We start from the raw sequence: 18,961 nt of genomic DNA, 5'->3' as shown, positions 1-18,961 counted from the left end.
GATTTCATCTTGTCCAACATGGCGAGAGAAGAGAATTACTCCATCTCATTGGACACTTCTATCAAATTGCCGTCGGGATCGCGAAAATAGACCGACATTATGGCTCCGAGAGCGCCTGTCCGCTGAACAGGTCCTTCTTCCAGCTTCACATCGCATTGCTCCAAATGCCGAATCACCTCATCCAACGGCGTATCGGCTATAAAGCATAGATCTGCGGACCCAGGCAGCGGTGAAGCAGCCTTAGGCTCGAATTCCTGTCCAAACTGATGCAGATTTATTTTTTGACGGCCGAACTGAAGCGCCTTCCTGCCATTACCAAAGGTGACTATCTCCATTCCCATAACCCGAGAATAGAACTCGCATGCCGTTTCGATATCGCGAACCGTGACTACCAGATGATCCAGCCGATTCACTCTCATCTATTTCCCTCCTCGCAAAAGGACCTTCAAGGGCCCTTCAGGCTACATAACCGGGTTATGATTCTGCGCTTTTTTCCTTCTTTCCAGTTCTAATCGCAGGGCAGCCTCCACAGATTCAGCCATGAGGTCAAATTTCTGGGCGACGGTATACTGAAAGGTCTTGCCGCAGTGAGGACATTTTTGCTTTTGAAGCTCCGTATTTCTTTTGCAGTTAGGGCATGGAGTCATTGCTGCAGTCCACCTTTTCTTCGTTATGCTGACTACTAATTCTAACTTCCTCTTCTATCTATGACAATCAAGCATGATATTTGCCGGCAGGAGCGTCAAGAACCCATTGCAGCATTTGCAGCTGGGCATGAACCTCTTTGATTTCATCCCGATTCTTATCCGTATCCAGCCTTTGAAGCATCTGTTCCAATTGAATTACCATACGTTTGATCTGGTCTTCCGACCGCATTGCACCCACCTCATTCATTGTAAGACTCTATTTTTTTCTCTATTGTAAACAAGCGGGGGTTAATAAGCAATGCAAGCTCCAAAGCTTTAATCTGCCTTTATAACAGCAGCCATGCGGATACATGGATTCGCTTTTTCTATTATCTGGTACTTTTTTCATGTTTGACTCAAGATTCCAAGTATGGTATCTTCGACTAATAAGGCATTCCCTCTTAGAAAGAGAGCGGAATGCTTTGCTACTTCCAGAGGAATTTTACATTAAATGTATAAATGACCTCTGCTTCATTATTAGATGATAAAGGGTGAAAAGCGATGATTCAAGTAAAAGAATTTATTGATTCCGACAGCAGCTACGCCGAGAGAAAAGCAAACGAATTTTTGGCAACGCTTAAAGAAGAACAGTTCATTAGCATAAGCTATGGAACGATGATCAAGAGCAAACCGGACAAAAGCGCAGTTCAAAGAAGCACCATCCTCGTTGTTTACAGAACAAACAGCTCAGGAGATTAGTTCAAATGGTTTCTGACCCGCATAACCGTGATAGAGAACAGGATTCCGACCGGTATTTCAGACTTTTTATTCTATGGCTATCCCTGCTATCTACACTCGCTTTGGCAATCATTATTCTTTTATACTTGCTCTTATAAGAAGGAGGCGGCGTGAGGCCGCCTTTTTTTTGTTTTGCGAAATCATCCATATTTTTAAAGAAGCGAGTTTTGCTAACGTGGTATGTTTAAGGTCGCTCATCTTTAAAAGTCTTTGATAGAGGTTTTCTTTTTATTATCCATCGGTTAATACATAATCCTTATCATTAGAGTGCATAGCTATATTGGGAATTATTAGCTAAGCTGCATAGCTGAAGGAGGATATGATGCACGGACATTTGACTTGGTTTCTTTCGCGCTTCGGCTACGTCGGCATTTTTCTCGCATTAGCGTTCGGCGTGATCGGATTACCAATACCGGATGAATTATTATTAACCTACGTAGGCTATAACGTAGCACAGGGAACTATGAAGCTGTCATTGGCAATGATCAGCGCATTGTCGGGCTCCATCGCCGGAATATCAATAAGCTATTTGATCGGAGCCAAATTGGGCTACCCCGTCATTCAACGCTTTGCCGCGAAGCTCCACGTCAATCTAGAGCATATTGAGAAATCGCGGAGCATGTTCGTGAAGTACGGCAGCATTTTACTTATCATCGGTTACTTTATTCCCGGAGTGCGTCATTTTATTGCAATCACCGCAGGCTTGTCTCATATGAACTATAAGAAGTTCGCATTTTTTTCCTATACAGGAGCCCTTATCTGGACTACCGTATTCATTATGACCGGTAACGGGCTGGGAGCGAAATGGTATCTCATTATTCGATACTTCCGTTTATACAAGGCCTTCCTCCCTCCTGCCATTAGTCTGTTGATAATTTTGACGCTGTTAGTGCTATATTTCCGGAAGCCGAAAAAAGATTAAACATAGCAAGCTTCCAGCTTTACCAGGGAATCAGATTCCTGATGCGGGAAAGCCTCGATCGTCGCCATTCCGCCTCCAACCATCTGGAGAGAAGCATCCATTTCCCTCCCTGCCCAATAACCCTACTTGCTCAAGCTCCTACATAATTCCTCTCTCACTTAAGTATACTATATGAAATGGCGCATCTTACCGCTTCATTATTCGTATGGAGGGAAATCGAAATGAGAGAACTATTCGAGAAGGCCGTAGCGCTGGGCTTGGGCCTGGCCGTTGCCAGTAAGGAACAGGCAGAGAAATTCGTAGAGGAAATGGTCAAAAAAGGTGAAGTCAATAAAGCGGAATCTCAAAAGTATGTGGATGATCTGATTCGTAAAGGGAAGGAAGCACAAAGCTCTCTGGAGGAAAAAATTCGCAGCACTGTACGCCAAGTGCTTCATGAAGCGAACTTAACAACCAAGGATGACTATGTGCGGCTCACCCAACGGATCGGGGAGCTTGAGCGCCGAGTCACGGAGCTTGAGGGGCAAACCGGCGGAACTGCTGAGCTCCCTCCGCTATCCCCTCCATGAGCTTCGGCCGAAAGCTGCGGCACTTGCAGCGGTACCGGGATATTGCCAAGGCGTTCACCCGCAACGGCTTCGGCTTCCTTATCAAAGAGCTCGGTCTGCCGGAGCTTCTCACCGGCTCGCGCATCAGCTTGAAGGAGCGGCAGGATGCACGCTCCCGATCTATCGGAGAACGGATCCGGCTTTTCCTCGAGGAGCTGGGTCCTACCTTTGTCAAAATAGGCCAAATCGCAAGCACTCGCCCGGACTTGCTGCCGGCGGATATCATAGAGGAACTGGTCAAGCTGCAGGATCAAGTCCCTCCCATCCCTATGGAACAGGTGCTGCAAGTGCTAGAGAACGAGCTGGGCGAGCCCTTTGATTCTCTCTTTGCCGAATTTCATGAGACCCCAATGGCCGCCGCATCTATAGGTCAGGTTCATCTTGCCCGGCTCCATTCAGGAGAACAGGTCGCCGTTAAAGTACAACGGCCTAATATCAGGACGGTCGTAGAGACCGATCTGGAGATTTTGGAAAACTTGTCAAGACTCGCGGAGCATCGCATCTCTTGGGCCAAGAAATACCAAGTAAGCGACATGGTCTTTGAATTGTCTCAATCTCTGCGTGCCGAGCTTGATTATATGAATGAGGGAAGAAACGCCGAACGGATGGCGAAGCCTGTTCACCGTAATCCACAGATCAGGCTGCCGTCCATCTATTGGAATTATACGAGCACCAACGTACTAACGATGGACTATCTGGCAGGGGTCAAAATAACCGATGATAAAGCGCTGGACGAATTGGGCTACGATAGGAAAGTCATCGCCGAGCGAATCACCCGGCTGGTGTTCCAGCAAATCTTCGGTGAGGGCTTCTTTCATGCGGATCCGCATCCGGGCAATATCATGGTATTGCCGGATCAGGTGATCGGCCTTATCGACTTTGGCATGGTAGGCCGTTTGACGCCTATGATGAAATATCATTTCGGCTCCCTCGTCATCGCCTTGCGGCGCAACAGCACGGAGGGCGTAATCAAGGCGATTCAAGGAATCGGAGCCATACCGGATGAAGTGGATATGGATACCCTGCGAAACGATATCAACGAGCTTCGCGAAAAATATTACGATGTTCCTCTCAGCCAGCTTAAGCTGGGAGAAACGGTTACCGATTTGCTGGGCGTTGCATACGAGCACCGCATCCGAATCCCTGCCGATCTGACCTTGCTGGGTAAAACCCTGCTTACGCTGGAAGGGGTTGTAACCTCTCTGGATCCGTCATTCAGCATAGTCAGCGTTGCTGAACCGTTCGGACGCAAGCTGTTCGCTGAACGCTTCAGTCCGCGCAATCTCGCCGGGAATGCCTGGAGCCAGTTCAGCGAATATACCGAGTTGCTGCTGGAGATGCCGTCCAAGCTTCGCGAGCTGTTCGGCATGATGAAGAAGGGCAAGCTGCATCTGGATATCTCCATTTCGGAGCTCGATACGTTGATGAAAAAGATGGACCGGATCAGCAACCGCCTGTCGTTCAGCATCGTCCTGCTCTCGTTCAGCATTATTATGGTCGGACTCATTATCGGCTCGTCCCTGGGCCGCCAATCCACCCTGCTCTGGGACTTTCCGGTTATAGAGATCGGCTTTTGCGTAGCCACGCTCATGTTCGTCTTTCTTCTTTTCTCGATTTTTAAATCGGGACGGTTCTAGACTATGCCCACAAAAGGCCATTCCTCTATATGCGGTATGGCCTTCGTCATTATCCGCGGCGGCAGTTGGCTACCACTGCATAAACAGCTCTTCTGTCAAATCCCCATTCAATCCGATGGCCGCCCGGCTTCCTTCCGCTGCGGCAATAATAAGCTGCGACGGTGCGATGACAGAGGCGTCGCCTGCCGCGTAGACCCCTTTGACATTCGTGCGGCCGAAGCCATCCGTCACAATAGCGCCCAGCTCATTCTTATAGCAGCCAAGCCACTCGCCGAACGGCGCGGCGTGGACCCATTTCGGCGTTACAAAGCCGCCGTCTCTCGGGACCCGCGTTCCATCGGCAAACACAACCTGCTCCAGCTGTCCCCCGGTGCCTTCAAAGGCCGCTATCGGCTGCTGCATCACTCGCATGCCTTTATACTCAAGAAGCCTTATTTGTTCGGGTGTCAGGCTGCGATGCCCGTTCGTGCAGATTAGCAAATCACGGCTCCAATTGCTGATGATTTTACTGCCGTGAAACAAGTGCGGCCCTTCCGCCACAACGACCAGCCTTTTGTCCCTTAGCTCCCAGCCGTCGCAATACGGGCAATTAAACAAGCTTTGACCATAGAATCGGCTAAGTCCGGCAATGTCCGGAAATATCTCCTTTATACCCGTAGCCAGGATCAGCTTCCGGGCTTCTATCCGCTCTCCATATGAGGTAATCACTTCGAACCCCGCATAGCTTCTATTGACCATCGTCACCTCGGCATGCTGTATGCGAACCGTAGGGTACTTGGCGATATCCGCATGAGCAAGACGGCGGAACTCCGCCGGTTCGATCCCGTCTCTTGTTAAAAAACCGTGCGATTCGCGGGTCACGGCATTGCGCGGCTGATTGCTGTCGTAGACGATAACCTGTCTTCTTGCTCTCCCCAATACCAGGGCCGCGTTCAAGCCTGCCGGTCCTCCGCCGATGATGGCACAATCGTACAGCATAACAACTCCTCCTTTTTTACCGGACTCGAAGAATAGAACGCAAAACAACGCAGATCCCGCTCTATCTGCGCTGTTTTTGTCTCCCCTTCGCATCAGGGATGAAATGAGTTCCAGAAGCTGCCGTTGACATCAATCAAGCTCATGATCTGCACAAACGGAATGTTGAACGTCGGAAAGCCGGCCGCGTACGGAGCAATTTCATAAGGCTGAAAATAAATATGCAGCGCATGCTCCGTAACATAGAACGGCTGATCCGGCTTAATGCCCTGATAAGTATTAGGAAACACATAGGAATATTGGGGATCCTCCCGGATCTGCCGGGCGATGATATCACTAAGCACCTTAACGTAAGGACTTCCGGGCTTGAACAAGTCTTTTAGCTCGTAGAATTGACCGTCCTCTACATTCACATGCGCATAAACTCTGGTAGGCATGCCGTGAGCAGCCCCGAAAGGATAATTGTAGCCGTCCAATTCCACAACAAGCAGATTTTTCTTGAAAAAGGTTATCTCGAAGTCCCCGTCATAGCTGTAGCTCAATTGTTCCCCGGCGGGCACCGGCTTGACTTGGGACAAGCTCTTCAGCCTGTCATTGACGCGCTGCTGGGCTGCTCGTTCCCTCATTCCTTCAAGCTGCGGATAATAGACCAGATAATTTCGGTTGGGCTTATATTTCTCTTCCTTCACTTTATACGTTAAGCGCAGCGGTATGACCGTATTCTGATGCCATACGACTCTCCCGGAGCGGTCCAAATAAGATAATCGGCGGTCTACGTTCGCTTGGATCAGGGAGTCCTCCAGCTTTACGGTTCCGCTGCCGTTTACCTTGGGATAACCGGAAGCGGCATTTCCGCTGCGGTCAATGAAATAGGTTTGGTCCGCGTCATAGACGGATGCCAGTCCTTTATGGTACGGATTGACTTCATAATACTTGAATTCCGTCCGTATTTTCCCGTTATGATCGGCAATAGCATAGATCGAACCGATGAACGGCTGATTAGGATCAATGGCTTTGCCAAGCGCCACCCTCTGTTCACCGAGCTGCTGAATATCATTATATTCCGGTTGAACGATAGTATGGCCGCTGCGGTCAATAAGCCCATATTGCGCCGTAAAATTTTCACCCGTGTTCACGACGGCTCGGCCTTCGGAAAAAGACTGCGCCCCGGTATAGGCCGGCTCTAACACGACCTTCCCATTCTCATCTATATAGCCGAATTTACCGTTCTCTTCCTGCTGGAAAGGAAGCAGACCGTCTCCCAGTTCCCCGACAAAGGCATAAGGATATCTGGCAAGGATCTCGCCGTTTAGCCCGATCAACGCAAACTCATTCTTCTTTATCTTCACAACTGCTTTGGAATGACTGAACATGCCGGCAGATTCGTATTGGGCAGGAATGATTTCATTACCGTTCGCATCCAGATACCCATACTTATTCGAACCTGATGACTCCGTGATAGCAAACATAGCTCGGCCGTTGCTTAATGAAGCCATGTAGGAGTATCCTCTTTTGGTCACGATGCGTCCCGACTCATCCATCAGCTTGAAGCCTTGTTTGTCAATAACAACCGCTCTTCCCTCTTTAAATTCCTCGATCGAATCGTATATCGGCCTTACAACATAATTACCCGAGGCATTGATGACCCCGGTGCGGCCATGCGTATGGACCCTTGCCAGCCCATTGCTTTGAAAATCATAGGCATAATCATATTGAGGCTGCAGCTTCATATTCCCTTTACTGTCGATATATCCCCACTTGGTCCCGCTCGTTGTTTTGACCGACGCGGGGAATAGCTTGATCCGCCATAGGAATCGGGGGTCCGGCTGGCGTTTGTCCGTGATTTCCTGCTGTAAGGCTAGAAGCCGCTGCTCCAGCGGAAGCGATAATCCCGACCGGTACAAATGCTGCATGGTGGTATGCGCCCAATCCGGCATATCAGCCTTCAGCTGTGCATCGGCCAAATAGTACCAGTACAGCGGCACATCAGGACGCTGCCGCGTTAAGCCCTCGTAATATCGGACGACCTTGTGGTAATACAGCGGATGCTCATCGGTAACATCAATGAACTCTCCATCGTCCCATCTCAGCACCGATACGCGATACGCATCCGCCTCATCATGAGTCCATAAAACAAGCTCTGTAATGCCATCCCAGCCTGAACGTCCGGGAATATCCGCTGCTTCCATGAAAGAAAATGATACCGTCCCCGGCACGACATCTCTTAGACCGGCAGGAGTCCAATCATATACAGACAGCCGATAAGCCTTTTCCTCCTGCCAGCCGATAATCAGACTGCTCCTGCTGTTGTCAATGACAGGCACGGCCAGCATAATACCAACCGGCAGAGCCGGAACCGCCCTGACATCGGCGACAATCCAATCTTGATCCCAATATTTCAAAATCATCAGATGCTGCTCCTGCTCCATCCGATATACCGCAGCGATTTCTTGTACCTGATCTCCGTCCAGATCGGCGGCGGCAATAGCGGCGGTTTGGTTCGCAGCAGGAATGACAACCAGCTCGGCTCCGGGCGGCAAAAAAGCCTTCACATGCGTTTCCCAATTCACCTCATCGTTCATCTTAAGCCTCCCCCTGCAAGATTCAACAACAATTTCATGCCTATTAGTATGCAAGGAAAAGCCAGATATGACCGTATACAGTGAAATCCCGGACTATAGATTCATAGCCGGGATAATGAAGAGCTGATTACGATCAAAAGCTTCTTGCGACCGCAGGCGGATGCCATTGGTCATGCAGTACGTTAGATTGAGGCCAATAGATTCGCAGCATCAGATTGAACGGACCTTCCGGAGCGGGGAGCCAATTCGATTCAATTTCTGTCCCCGGACTGGCGTGCTGAACATAAATATCAAGGGAGCCGTCCCGGTTATATTGAAGATTTCCAAGATGCGGGCTGACAGCATATCGGTTAAGGGAATTTTTCACTAGAAAGCCTTCAGTATTATACAGCGTTATGGACCAGAAGGCTTGTGCCGGAGGTGTCTGGCCGGGAGGAAACCGAATCGTATATTGGTTGTTCCCATCCAGAGGATTCCCCTGATTATCCTTAAAATTATAGGCGTATACAGCATCCTCGGGAATGTTGGCTCCAAACAGCGATTTGGCCACTACAGCACGCTGGATATAGTTCGTTCCATAATGACCGATATCACGCAGCAGCATGCTCCATCCGTTCGTTTCGTTCTCAGTGAATATTTTTTGCTCAGCAGCTTCTATTGCTTTAGGCCCCTCTGCTACCGCTTTAGTTAAAGCCTCTTGAGCGCGGGAATTCAAGCTGCTGAATTGAAAGCTCGGGCTCGGGATTAAACCCAGAGCTTGAAGCTTCATCGACATTTCCGGACTCTGTATAGCCGGATAAGGCGGATTCCGGTACATCAACGACATCATAAGGTTGAAGAATTGCGCCGCATCCATAGAAGCCACCAGGTCCTTCGGTGAATGCTGGCTTATAATGAGGTGATCTTGCAACAATTCGGGAGCCTGCGGATTGAGCCGGGACAGATGAAGCTCCCGTTGAATAGCATGAACAGCCGGGTAGTCTTGAGGGCCGTTCGTTTGAATCCGGCCGGTTATCCAAACCTTATTGGTGGGAGTGTGGATGACAGGAAGGTTAGGCGGCAGATTCCCTTGCCACCCCGGCCCGGCAAGCACAAATATTTGTTCCTTGGTTCCTGTCGTTCGTGCACCTATCGAAGCGAATACGTTCGACCATGCATCCAGCATCGGCAGCAAATAATAACGGCCGTTCGTATCGGGGACATGCAGAAGCAGCGGGCCTGCTGACAGATCAAGCCAAGCGGATGAATAAAGCGTATCGACATTCGGTCTGATCACTTGCGTAAATTTGGGAGTTGAGAGAACCTTTTGGTGGTAAAAGCGGTTTTTCTGGGTCAGACCCGCCGCTCCGGTTCTTTTCGTAACATCCATCAGTACCAACGGAAATCCGTAAATATAAGCATCCAGTGCCGCACGTTCCAGGGCCTGCTGGGATTCGTAATCCGGCTGGTCCCAGGCCAGCCTCGCATACAGAAGCATACTATCTATCAGAGGGTACAGCATCTTGTTCCTCCCCCATCTTTTAGGCCACCCCCGTTCTGATTCCATCGCGGCCTATGGAGTGTTTTCCTCACATTGTATGCAGTCATGGGCTCTTGGTGCAGTGAGACACCGGTGACGATTCGGAGGTCAATGAAATTATAAAAAAGTGATTAGAATCACATGAATAGGTTAAAAATTGTCTATAATTAGTAACAGATGTCGAAAGGAGAAGGAATATGTATTATTGCCTATGTTGTAATAAACTTCACCCTCCCGCTCTGTCTAAAGAGGAGGTCTTGTTTACAAGCGGCTTCCGGTATTGGAACAATACGCTGTACCCGGCCGGAATTTGCCAGCCTGTACCGAAGTCTGGACAGCCGCATCAGCCGCTGCTCCCTCTCTACGCCCGTGAAGCGATCTAAAAGAAACAAGTCACTTCCTCCTGCTTTATCCCAGGCGGTGAAGTGACTTGATTGTCGGCCTGTGTGAGCCGTAAACTACGAAGCTCCTCCCCATTTCACACGACGCTGCAACCGGCCAAGAAGAAAGTCCGCCAGCAAAGCCAGCAGAGCGGCCGGAATGGCACCCGCATATAATCTTGCAGGATTGTCCATATTGATCCCCGCATAAATCTCTCTGCCTAACCCTTCACCCCCGATTAGAGGAGCTATCGTAGCAACCCCAATGGCGATTACCGCAGCAATCTGGATCCCTGTAAATATAAAGGGCAGTGCGAGCGGGAGCTGGACCCGAAACAGCAGCTGCATTCCACTCATTCCAACCCCCCGTCCCGCTTCCAATAACGCCGGATTGACTTGCGTCAAGCCTACGTAAGTATTGCGAATAACAGGCAGCAAGGAATACAGGAACAGCCCTATCACAACAGAGGTGAAGCCAAGCCCGAATACGATCATCAATAAAACAAGCAGAGCCATGCTTGGGAATACTTGAATCACATTAGCCAGAACCAGGATCGGGTTAGCCAGCCTCGGAACACGCGCGGCCACGATCCCAAGAGGGACACCGACCGCGAGAGCCAGCAGCAAGCCGAACAGCACCATCAAGATATGCTGGTACGCAAGCTCTAACAAATAGGAGCCATTCTCCCCCACATACCGGAAAAACAAATCCATACGCACCTCTCCTTCTTTTATTGAAGCAATCCGACCTTCCGCAAATATTCTTCAGCTACTTTTCTTTCATTCCGCTTATTCACATCGACCTCATAATTGAGCTCGATCATGGTTTTCACATCGATTTTGCCCGCGAGCATATTGATGATCTCATTCAACTCGGGATGCTTGGACAATATATCATTCCGGACAACCGGCGCGGCATCATAAGGCGGAAAAAACTGCTTATCGTCCTGAAGCGACTTCAGGTTATACTCCTTGATTCGTGAGTCGGTAGAGTAAGCCAGTACGATATCGACGTTGTTGCTGGCAACTGCTTTGTACACTAAAGCCACTTCCATCGGCAGTGTCTTTCCGAAGGTTATCCCGTAATGTTTGCGGAAAGCCGGGTAGCCGTCACTCTGCCTCTCAAGCCACGTCGTATCAACTCCTAGTGTCATATCGGCAGCCTTGGGACCAACATCGGAAATTTTCTCAAAATGATTCTGCCTGGCAAGCTCATCCCTGACCGTAAAGGCATACGTATTCTCAAACCCATACGGATCGAACCAATGGATGCCAAAATATTTGTCAAAGCCTTCCCTTGCCTGCCGAAGCACACTTGCCCGGTCTTTGGTCGGCTGCACCGGAAAATAGTTATCGAAGATCATCCCGGTATACAGGACCGCCATTTGAATATCCTTGTTCTTCATAGCTTGAAATACTACGGTACTGGATGCCAAATCCGGCAGGACGTCGACCTTAAGATCGGTTCGGCTTTCAATAAGCAGCTTATGCATCTGAGCGAGAATTTTGGGCTCCGAAAAGGTCTGGGTACCGATAATAATCGTATCTTTCTTTCCGCAGCCGGACAGTAATGCCGCGAAAGCCGCTCCCAGCATGAGCAGAACGAAAATAGGCCTGAATCTGTTCATCGGCTTCCCCCCCGGGAGGCTTTGGTGCGGCGGGCTGCCGGGTTGGCGCTGGAGGTGACCCATTTTTCTGCCAGACTGAGAATAAAATCTGTTACTAAAGCCAGTATCACGGCCAGGATGGCTCCGGTAACAATGAGTTCCTTTTTATTGGTGCCCATCCCTGAAAAGATCAATTGCCCAAGCCCTCCTGCACCAATTAATGTCGCCAAGGTTGCCCAGCTTATGATATACACCGTCGTCACCCGGATCCCCGACATGATGTAAGGAAAGGCCAAAGGCAGCTGAATACGAAGCAGTGTCTGGGTTTTGTTATACCCCATTCCTCTCGCCGCCTCCAGCAGATTCGGGTCGACCGACTGAAAGCCGGCGAATGTATTGCGTAATATCGGCATCAAGGAATACAGAAATAATGCAAAGATAGCAGGAGTTCTGCCTACCCCTAACAGCGGAATTAAAATCGCAAGAAGCGCAAGGCTTGGTATCGTCTGTAAAATGTTGGCAATTACAAAGACGAGTTGGTTCAGCCAGCCTATCCGGTTCCCCGCCAATAAAATACCGATAGGAATCGCAATAATCGCACCGAGCAGCACAGAAACGAAGGAAATCATCAAATGCTCCTTGAGCGCTTGAAAAATATCCGCCTGCCGGCTGGCCAAAAAATCGAAGTAGGAGCCCATCATCCCTTTTCCTCCTCCCTCTCATCCGCAGTTCCCATATCCGCAGAAGGATTTTCATCCTGCACCGGCTCATTAACGTCCTCCGCCGGCGTGTAGACTTCGGCAAGATGCCGCACGATACTGCCTTTGGTCATCAATCCCGCAAATTTGCCTTCCCGAACAACGGGTATGTAGGGCAAGCCCCGCTCATTCATGATCGTGATCGCCGTCATTAGAGGCGTACCGGACTCGACTACGTGCTCGAAAGGCTTCATCACATCCGCCAAGGTTGCATTTTCCTCCCGATACCGGTCCAGTACCTGGAATATCGTTGCGTACCCGAGTAAAACGCGATTCCGATCCACAATAATCAGGGAATCCACTCGGCGCTTCTCCATCAATTTGATAGCTTCCGCCATCCCACGGGTCGGATAGGCTATGACCGCATTTTCCGTCAATACTTCGTCAACGGAAATGGATTCGCCCGGTGCTTCGGTCTGAAGCCTCTTTTCTCCAATAAAGCTTTTGACGAACTCATTAGCCGGGTGACGTAAAATATGCTCCGGGCGTCCCTTCTGAACGACTTCCCCGTCCTTCATAAGGACAATCGTATCCGCAATCTTCAAAGCCTCATCCATATCGTGGGTAACGAACACAATGGTCTGCTTCAGCTCTTGCTGAAGGCGTACCAGATCCTCCTGCAGCTGCTCCCGGCTGATTGGATCCAATGCGCTGAACGGTTCATCCAGCAAGATAATATCCGGATTGGCCGCAAGAGCGCGAATAATGCCGATACGCTGCTGCTGTCCTCCGCTGAGCTCCGCGGGATAGCGGTTACGGTAAGTCTCCGGTTCCAGATTCACCAGCTGCAGCAGTTCGTCGACCCTGCTGTCGATACGAGCCTTATCCCAATGCAGCAGCTTAGGGACTACAGCAACATTAGCCGCTATGGTCATGTGAGGAAATAGACCGATATTTTGAATGACATACCCGATACTGCGCCGCAGCTCCACAGGATCGATGGTCGAGATATCCTTACCCCGTATAAGAACTTTCCCCTTACTAGGATTGTTCAGACGATTAATCAGCTTCATCAGTGTGGTTTTCCCGCAGCCGCTTGGGCCGATCAGAACTGTCAATTCTCCCTCTTTAAATTCGAGATTGATGTCTTTGAGGGCGACATATCCGTCTTCATATCGTTTCATTACATGTTCAAAACGAATCATCCGCTGCCATCACTCCTTCATACTGTATAGGTTTACCCTAATCAGCCTTAATTGAAACATGAAAGAGAGGAATGGCCGTTGCAAAAAAAAGACCTCATTCTCTGAGGTCTTTCAATCGTTTGGTCCAAAAGCCGCCGCGGAAGGTACGGGGCTCGTAGGAAATCACAAAGGCTTTGGGCGCCAAGTCCTGAATGAGCTGCATGAGACGCTTCTCTTGATTGCGTTTCGTCAGCACCTGCATGACAAGCCGCGGGCCGTCTCTTCCTTCTGCCATCCAGCTGGTGACGCCGTAGCCCTTTTCCCTAAGCGTAATTGGCAATTGAGTGGATTCGTAATTCACGACGATTTGCAGCGTAGAATAGCCTAAGGCAATCCATTCTTCTATCTTAATGCCCAGCCACACGCCGGCCCCCCATCCGATACAATAAGCGGCCAGATTCAGAGGCTGATTAATATTTTGCAGCACAATATTTAATGCCATTAAATAGACAAACACCTCGAACATACTGATGAAAGAAGCAAGCAGCCTTCTGGCCTTCATAACGAGAATGATTCGAATCGTAAACAGGGATACATAGACAACGTTCATAACCACAATCGTAATAATGGTTTCCAGAGCGTTCATAGCTGCCTCTCTCCTAACATGCTGTAATGTACGGTCTGTCTTGACTGCCCTTATTGTACCCTATTCCCCGTTCGGTTCCAAATGAGGGGACTTGAGTGCTCAGTCCTCGGCTTTCTTTTCAATGGTCAGACCCTTTACATATTTTCGATTCATAAGCTTACGCTTTTTCCTGTCCTCCTTGCTCTCGAACACGATATCCAGATCGTAATTCTCCGGATACAAATCCTTGCCTTCGATATGAAGAGAAAGACGCTTTTTATTAATCTTAAAACGCTGCTTCTGAATCAGTACGCCTACTACTCCTTTGGCATCCTCCAGTTCACACACAATGCCTGTTCGACCCAAGTATGGGATATACACGCTGTCTCCTAATTGAAATGATCTGGAATGGGAAGCTTTGCTAGTGGATGTGGAAGGCTGCTCCACTTCTACCGAGACAGCAGGAACAAGAGGCCGCTCTGCTTGTTGCTCCTCCTGCTTCAAATAGTCGAACGCGAAGCCGCTATCGGCAATAGCTCTGGAACGATGAACGATCTGTTCGGGTATGCCAAGCTTCAGAGCAATCAAGAACGCATAGCTTTGTCCGGCTTCGCCTATTCTCAAACGGTACAAAGGCTGAAGCGTTTCGGCATCGAATTCCATACGGGCATTTTCGAATCCTGATGCTGCTTCTGCGAAATTTTTGATTTCACTAAAATGAGTTGTAGCCACCACCGTGGTTCCTCTTCTATGCAGCTCCTCCAGGATGGCTACAGATAGACCGACTCCCTCTCCCGGATCAGTACCGGAAGCCATCTCGTCAATGAGCACCAAGGTCGACCGGTTGGCAATCCGCAGAATATCGATGATGTTACGGATATGAGCCGAGAACGTGCTTAGCGCGTGCTCGATGCTTTGGCCGTCACCGATATCCACGGCGATATTCGAGAATATCGACATCATGCTTCCTTCCTTCACAGGAATCAGGAGTCCCGATTGTACCATTGCTGTTAATAAACCGACGGTTTTTAAAGCCAATGTCTTGCCTCCGGTATTCGGGCCTGTAATAATGAGGGACTGGAACGAGCGTCCGATAACAAAATCCAGCGGAACCATTCGTTCCCCCATCAGCGGATGACGCGCCTCGCTAAAATCCATGATGCCCTGATCGTTAAGCTCCACATTAGCGCCCCCTAGCGCTAAGGCGTACTTCGCTTTGGCAAAGATAAAATCGTAGGTTCCTACGGTTTCTACATTGATTTCCAATTCATGTGCGTACCCCTCGGCTTCCGCGGTTAAATCACTAAGCACCTTCAGCTCTTCACGCGCCTCCTCCGCCCTCAAAGCCGAAAGCTCAACCTGCAGGCTCATAATTTCCGCCGGCTCAATGTAGACGGTCTGGCCGCTGGCCGACTCATCTAGGACACTGCCCTTGACAAGCTTCCGATGCTCCTTCTTGATAGGCAGCACATACCGTCCGTTTCGCGTACTAAGAAGCTGCTCCTGCAAAATGCTCCTATGCTTGCTCATCAGGGAATCCAGCTTTCCTTTCAGCCGATCTTCATACACAGCCAATCTTTTGCGGACCTTCAATAGCTCCTTGCTCGCGGAATCAACCACTCTTCCTCCGCGGATGCTTCTGTCGATATCCCCCTTCAACGAGTTCAGCTCGTGAAGCGAAGCTGCATAAGAGCTAACTTTGGGTGCGGCATCCTGCTTGGACGCCATGTATTTGGCGAGCTGAGCGCAGCTTGTTAAGAATTGATGCATATGCATAAAGTCTTTCTCATTTAACACATAGCCGGTGCCCAGCAATTGCATAACGGGTTCAATCCCCTCCAAGGAAGGGATCGGTACGCTTGCGCCGAATCGAAGCATAGCTTTGGCTTCCGCCGTTTCGTCCAGCTTTTGCCGAATCACTTTGATCCCCGTCATCGGCAGCAATTGCTCAACATGCTGTTTCCCTCTATAGGAAACCGCGTATTGAAGAAGTATTTCTTTAATACGATGAAATTCCAGACGTTGCAAAGCTTGTTCTTGCATGATCTTTCTCTCCTTTACTGTCAATGAAATGCAAAAAGAGCGCAGAATGAACTTCGTCATTCTCCGCTCTCAAATCGCAGCTCTAAACCGGCATCCTTGTATAAACAAAAAAATCCGCGCCGAAAAAACAGCACGGATAAGGATACGCAGTTTAGAGTTACCCTTAGGCATTGTATGATATCCGTTGTTCTTAACTAATTCCGAGGCTTGAAAAATCCCATAACAAATAGAAATGCGTTAAATCGCATTTTTAATTCATAGGGGTATCTTTTCAAAAACCTCCATATGGAATTGATTAGTTAAGAACGCTCACCGACATCAAAATCTCTCCTTTGAAGGGAATATGTTTACTATAGCCAATTCATCATTAGAAGTCAATCATGATTTAACATTCATGGAAGATAACAGGAATCTAAAAGTCTTTCCATGTAAAATCAATCGACAGGACGCCTACCGCCTCTTCTTTTGCCTGCCAATTCGTCGAAGCAGCCGCATCAGGCTCACGAAAGCAAATCAAATTATCATAATGTCCGAAGGCAGCACATACTGCCGGCCTGACGGAATGAATGCCGCAGCGGTCATGGTCCAGATCATAAAATATACAAGTCCCGAAAAAACGCTGCTGTTGCTCCAGCTCCTCCCGTTTTTTAGCCGGCATGGATTGAAGCTTTTTTCTTATTTGCCGCAGCTCACGCCCCGTAACCGGAACCGGACCGCAGCAAAGTCCTCTGCAGCCTTGACATGGAAGACTCTTCATCGATTACCTCCTTAAAGTGGCCTGTCAATGGGTCATTTATGAAGCGCAAGGGCCATTGACATTTTAGCTGAAATGTGATATAATAGGTAAATTATTTATTTGTATCTGATATTCTACCATAAGTGAAACTAACATTCAAATGGGTGTACCCTAGAGACGAACGCGTTCCGAGATTCGGATACATGTTCGTCTTTTTTTAACTTCCCAACCGTTATATATCTCAAATATTGTCAATACTTTAAAGATATACGATGTAACGGAAAGGAACCCCTATGCGATCAACAGGAACCTGGTCCGAGCGCTTCAGGCTGCTCGTGCTCCATAATAAATTTACCTTTTTCTTATTGTTTCTGCTGCTTATAGGATTGAACATTTTGGTTCTTACCAAGATTAATTTTATTTTCAAGCCCTTTATTGTGCTGCTTAAAACCGTCCTGCTGCCCATAGTGCTGAGCGGCGTATTTTACTATTTGCTGAATCCTATCGTACATTATTTGGAAACTAAAAAAATCAAAAGGGTCTACACCATTCTTCTTCTGTATCTGATCATTATCGGGATCATAGCACTGCTGCTCACTATCGTGATCCCATTGATACGGGAGCAAATCCTGGGTCTCATTCAGAACATCCCTGCCTATTCCAGAATCATCAATCAGCAGTTCGAGCATCTCATGGGCAGCCAGCTAATGAATCAGCTCGCCAGTACCATTGACTTTAACTCCGAGAAGCTGATGACTACCATCTCTCAGAAAGCAACGGACCTGCTCAATCATACCTTATCGAGTTTAAGCGGCTTCCTCGGTGCAGTGACAGAAACGGTGCTTGCTATCGTTACCGTACCTTTTATTCTGTTCTACCTGCTGCTCGATGGTAACCGCCTCCCGTCTTACATTCTATCTTTCGCTCCCGTTGCCATACGTGACTCCGCTTTTAAAGTTATGGGAGAAATGAGTCACCAGATCAGCTCCTATATCCGGGGACAAATCATCGTCAGCTTTTGCATCGGATTTTTGCTTTTCATCGGGTACCAGGTGATTGGCCTTGATTTTTCACTGGTTCTGGCCGCTATAGCTGCCTGCACCAGCATCGTCCCTTATTTGGGACCCGCTATCGCCATCACACCTGCTCTAGTCGTTGCCAGTGTAACCTCGCCGGTGATGCTTTTAAAAATGATTGTCATATGGACGATCGTACAACTAATTGAAGGAAAATTCATTTCTCCGCAAATTATGGGCAAAACTTTGCATATTCACCCGGTAACGATCATTTTCGTTATCTTGACCGCCGGCAACCTGTTCGGCATCATAGGCATCATCCTTGCAGTTCCCGGCTACGCCGTACTGAAGGTGTTTGTTTCCCACCTGTTCCTATGGTTCAAATCCAAGTCAGGCTTGTACGAAGTCCGGGAGTAGCCGACGCGGTCCCAAAAATTGAAAAAAGCTTACACCTCATCCCCATGGATGTGGTCATACCCCTGTCAAGTAGACAGATGAAAAAAGCTACGCTGCCAGCGCGCATCGATATTCAATCGGTGCGCGTTGTTTTAATTTAGCTTGAAAGCGGTGGTAGTTGTAATAGTAAATGTATTCTTCCACCGCTTGCTGGATCTCCGCTCCTGAATTACACTGTTTAAGGTACAACTTCTCTGTTTTGAGATGCGAAAAGAAGGATTCGATGCATGCGTTATCCAGGCAGGTTGCTTTGCGAGAGTGGCTGCCTTTTACGCCGAATGCCTCTAATCGTGTGTTGTACGCCTGAGACGTATATTGGAAGCCCTGATCCGAATGGAGCACGGCTTCCGAAACGTCTCTTTTTCTTGTCCACTGCGTAATGGTATCAAGCACGAGCTGGACATCGTTACGTTCTGACAATTGCCAAGCGACTATCTCGTTGTTAAATAGATCTTGAATGACGGACAGATAATGAAAGTTGGTACCGTCAGAAATATATGTAATATCGGTCACCATTTTTTGTTGGGGCGCTGTGGCATGGAATTGACG

Annotated in this window: 19 protein-coding genes; 6 read left to right on the top strand and 13 right to left on the bottom strand. The window is 48.7% G+C overall.

The features are described 5' to 3' along the window. Positions 1–35: 35 nt before the first annotated feature. Together ABEA66_RS13730 and ABEA66_RS13725 are read right to left on the bottom strand one after the other, a co-directional pair. Complete coding sequence (locus tag ABEA66_RS13730) at positions 36–419, bottom strand: VOC family protein (RefSeq protein ID WP_345588031.1); 384 nt, start codon at positions 417–419, stop codon at positions 36–38. A 295-nt stretch (positions 420–714) separates the two neighbouring features. Continuing rightward, positions 715–876 (bottom strand): hypothetical protein, encoded by a 162-nt coding sequence (locus ABEA66_RS13725; protein ID WP_179135919.1) that lies wholly within the window; start codon positions 874–876, stop codon positions 715–717. A gap of 311 nt (positions 877–1,187) precedes the next feature. Here ABEA66_RS13725 and ABEA66_RS13720 point away from each other — a divergent pair, with 311 nt between their 5' ends. From ABEA66_RS13720 to ABEA66_RS13705, 4 genes are all read left to right on the top strand, one after another. Further along, entirely contained in the window at positions 1,188–1,385 is a 198-nt protein-coding gene (locus ABEA66_RS13720) for a sporulation protein Cse60 (protein ID WP_079909426.1), read from the top strand. A gap of 358 nt (positions 1,386–1,743) precedes the next feature. After that, entirely contained in the window at positions 1,744–2,346 is a 603-nt protein-coding gene (locus ABEA66_RS13715) for a DedA family protein (RefSeq protein ID WP_079909425.1), read from the top strand. Between the two features lie 221 nt (positions 2,347–2,567). Beyond that, positions 2,568–2,915 carry a phasin family protein gene (locus tag ABEA66_RS13710; protein ID WP_345588027.1) on the top strand — a complete coding sequence of 116 codons (348 nt, stop codon included), beginning with the start codon at positions 2,568–2,570 and terminating at the stop codon, positions 2,913–2,915. Then, positions 2,912–4,591, top strand: coding sequence for an ABC1 kinase family protein (locus ABEA66_RS13705; RefSeq protein WP_079909423.1), 1,680 nt, complete (start codon positions 2,912–2,914; stop codon positions 4,589–4,591). Before ABEA66_RS13710 ends, ABEA66_RS13705 begins: the two co-directional genes overlap by 4 nt. Positions 4,592–4,660: 69 nt before the next feature. Here the strand turns inward: ABEA66_RS13705 and ABEA66_RS13700 are convergent, their stop codons facing one another. From ABEA66_RS13700 to ABEA66_RS13690, 3 genes are all read right to left on the bottom strand, one after another. Beyond that, positions 4,661–5,569, bottom strand: a complete 909-nt coding sequence (locus ABEA66_RS13700; RefSeq protein WP_079909422.1) for an NAD(P)/FAD-dependent oxidoreductase — start codon at positions 5,567–5,569, stop codon at positions 4,661–4,663. Between the two features lie 92 nt (positions 5,570–5,661). Further along, on the bottom strand, positions 5,662–8,148 hold the full coding sequence (locus tag ABEA66_RS13695; RefSeq protein ID WP_345588022.1) for a WG repeat-containing protein: 2,487 nt from the start codon (positions 8,146–8,148) through the stop codon (positions 5,662–5,664). 133 nt (positions 8,149–8,281) lie between these two features. After that, a complete protein-coding gene (locus ABEA66_RS13690) occupies positions 8,282–9,649 on the bottom strand; it encodes a DUF1254 domain-containing protein (protein ID WP_345588020.1) in 1,368 nt (455 codons plus the stop codon). Positions 9,650–9,924: 275 nt separating this feature from the next. Here ABEA66_RS13690 and ABEA66_RS13685 point away from each other — a divergent pair, with 275 nt between their 5' ends. Next, the gene (locus ABEA66_RS13685; protein WP_465263657.1) at positions 9,925–10,050 is read left to right on the top strand and encodes a hypothetical protein; all 126 of its coding nucleotides are present in this window, start codon (positions 9,925–9,927) and stop codon (positions 10,048–10,050) included. 75 nt (positions 10,051–10,125) lie between these two features. Here the strand turns inward: ABEA66_RS13685 and ABEA66_RS13680 are convergent, their stop codons facing one another. From ABEA66_RS13680 to ABEA66_RS13650, 7 genes are all read right to left on the bottom strand, one after another. Continuing rightward, positions 10,126–10,761 carry an ABC transporter permease gene (locus ABEA66_RS13680; RefSeq protein WP_079909418.1) on the bottom strand — a complete coding sequence of 212 codons (636 nt, stop codon included), beginning with the start codon at positions 10,759–10,761 and terminating at the stop codon, positions 10,126–10,128. A gap of 17 nt (positions 10,762–10,778) precedes the next feature. Further along, entirely contained in the window at positions 10,779–11,675 is an 897-nt protein-coding gene (locus ABEA66_RS13675) for a glycine betaine ABC transporter substrate-binding protein (protein WP_345588016.1), read from the bottom strand. Next, complete coding sequence (locus tag ABEA66_RS13670; protein ID WP_192701843.1) at positions 11,672–12,352, bottom strand: ABC transporter permease; 681 nt, start codon at positions 12,350–12,352, stop codon at positions 11,672–11,674. The genes ABEA66_RS13675 and ABEA66_RS13670 overlap by 4 nt, the downstream gene beginning before the upstream one ends. After that, positions 12,352–13,557: an ABC transporter ATP-binding protein gene (locus tag ABEA66_RS13665; RefSeq protein WP_345588014.1), complete on the bottom strand. Its 1,206-nt coding sequence runs from the start codon at positions 13,555–13,557 to the stop codon at positions 12,352–12,354. The genes ABEA66_RS13670 and ABEA66_RS13665 overlap by 1 nt, the downstream gene beginning before the upstream one ends. Before the next feature lie 94 nt (positions 13,558–13,651). After that, on the bottom strand, positions 13,652–14,182 hold the full coding sequence (locus ABEA66_RS13660; protein ID WP_079909415.1) for a DUF2179 domain-containing protein: 531 nt from the start codon (positions 14,180–14,182) through the stop codon (positions 13,652–13,654). A gap of 99 nt (positions 14,183–14,281) precedes the next feature. Further along, positions 14,282–16,204 carry an endonuclease MutS2 gene (locus ABEA66_RS13655; protein ID WP_345588011.1) on the bottom strand — a complete coding sequence of 641 codons (1,923 nt, stop codon included), beginning with the start codon at positions 16,202–16,204 and terminating at the stop codon, positions 14,282–14,284. 412 nt (positions 16,205–16,616) lie between these two features. Then, a complete protein-coding gene (locus ABEA66_RS13650) occupies positions 16,617–16,961 on the bottom strand; it encodes a YkgJ family cysteine cluster protein (RefSeq protein WP_079909413.1) in 345 nt (114 codons plus the stop codon). A 272-nt stretch (positions 16,962–17,233) separates the two neighbouring features. Here ABEA66_RS13650 and ABEA66_RS13645 point away from each other — a divergent pair, with 272 nt between their 5' ends. After that, complete coding sequence (locus ABEA66_RS13645; protein WP_345588003.1) at positions 17,234–18,373, top strand: AI-2E family transporter; 1,140 nt, start codon at positions 17,234–17,236, stop codon at positions 18,371–18,373. An 87-nt stretch (positions 18,374–18,460) separates the two neighbouring features. On the opposite strand, the gene ABEA66_RS13640 is transcribed toward ABEA66_RS13645, so the two are convergent. After that, positions 18,461–18,961, bottom strand: a 501-nt coding sequence (locus ABEA66_RS13640) for an IS3 family transposase (protein ID WP_345587999.1), incomplete at its 5' end; no start/stop codon positions are given.

The sequence above is a fragment of the Paenibacillus vulneris genome (assembly GCF_039543185.1).
GTDB lineage: Bacteria > Bacillota > Bacilli > Paenibacillales > NBRC-103111 > Paenibacillus_S > Paenibacillus_S vulneris.
The sequence above is the reverse complement of the archived record's forward strand: the minus strand, read 5'-3'. Positions and strand labels throughout refer to the sequence as shown.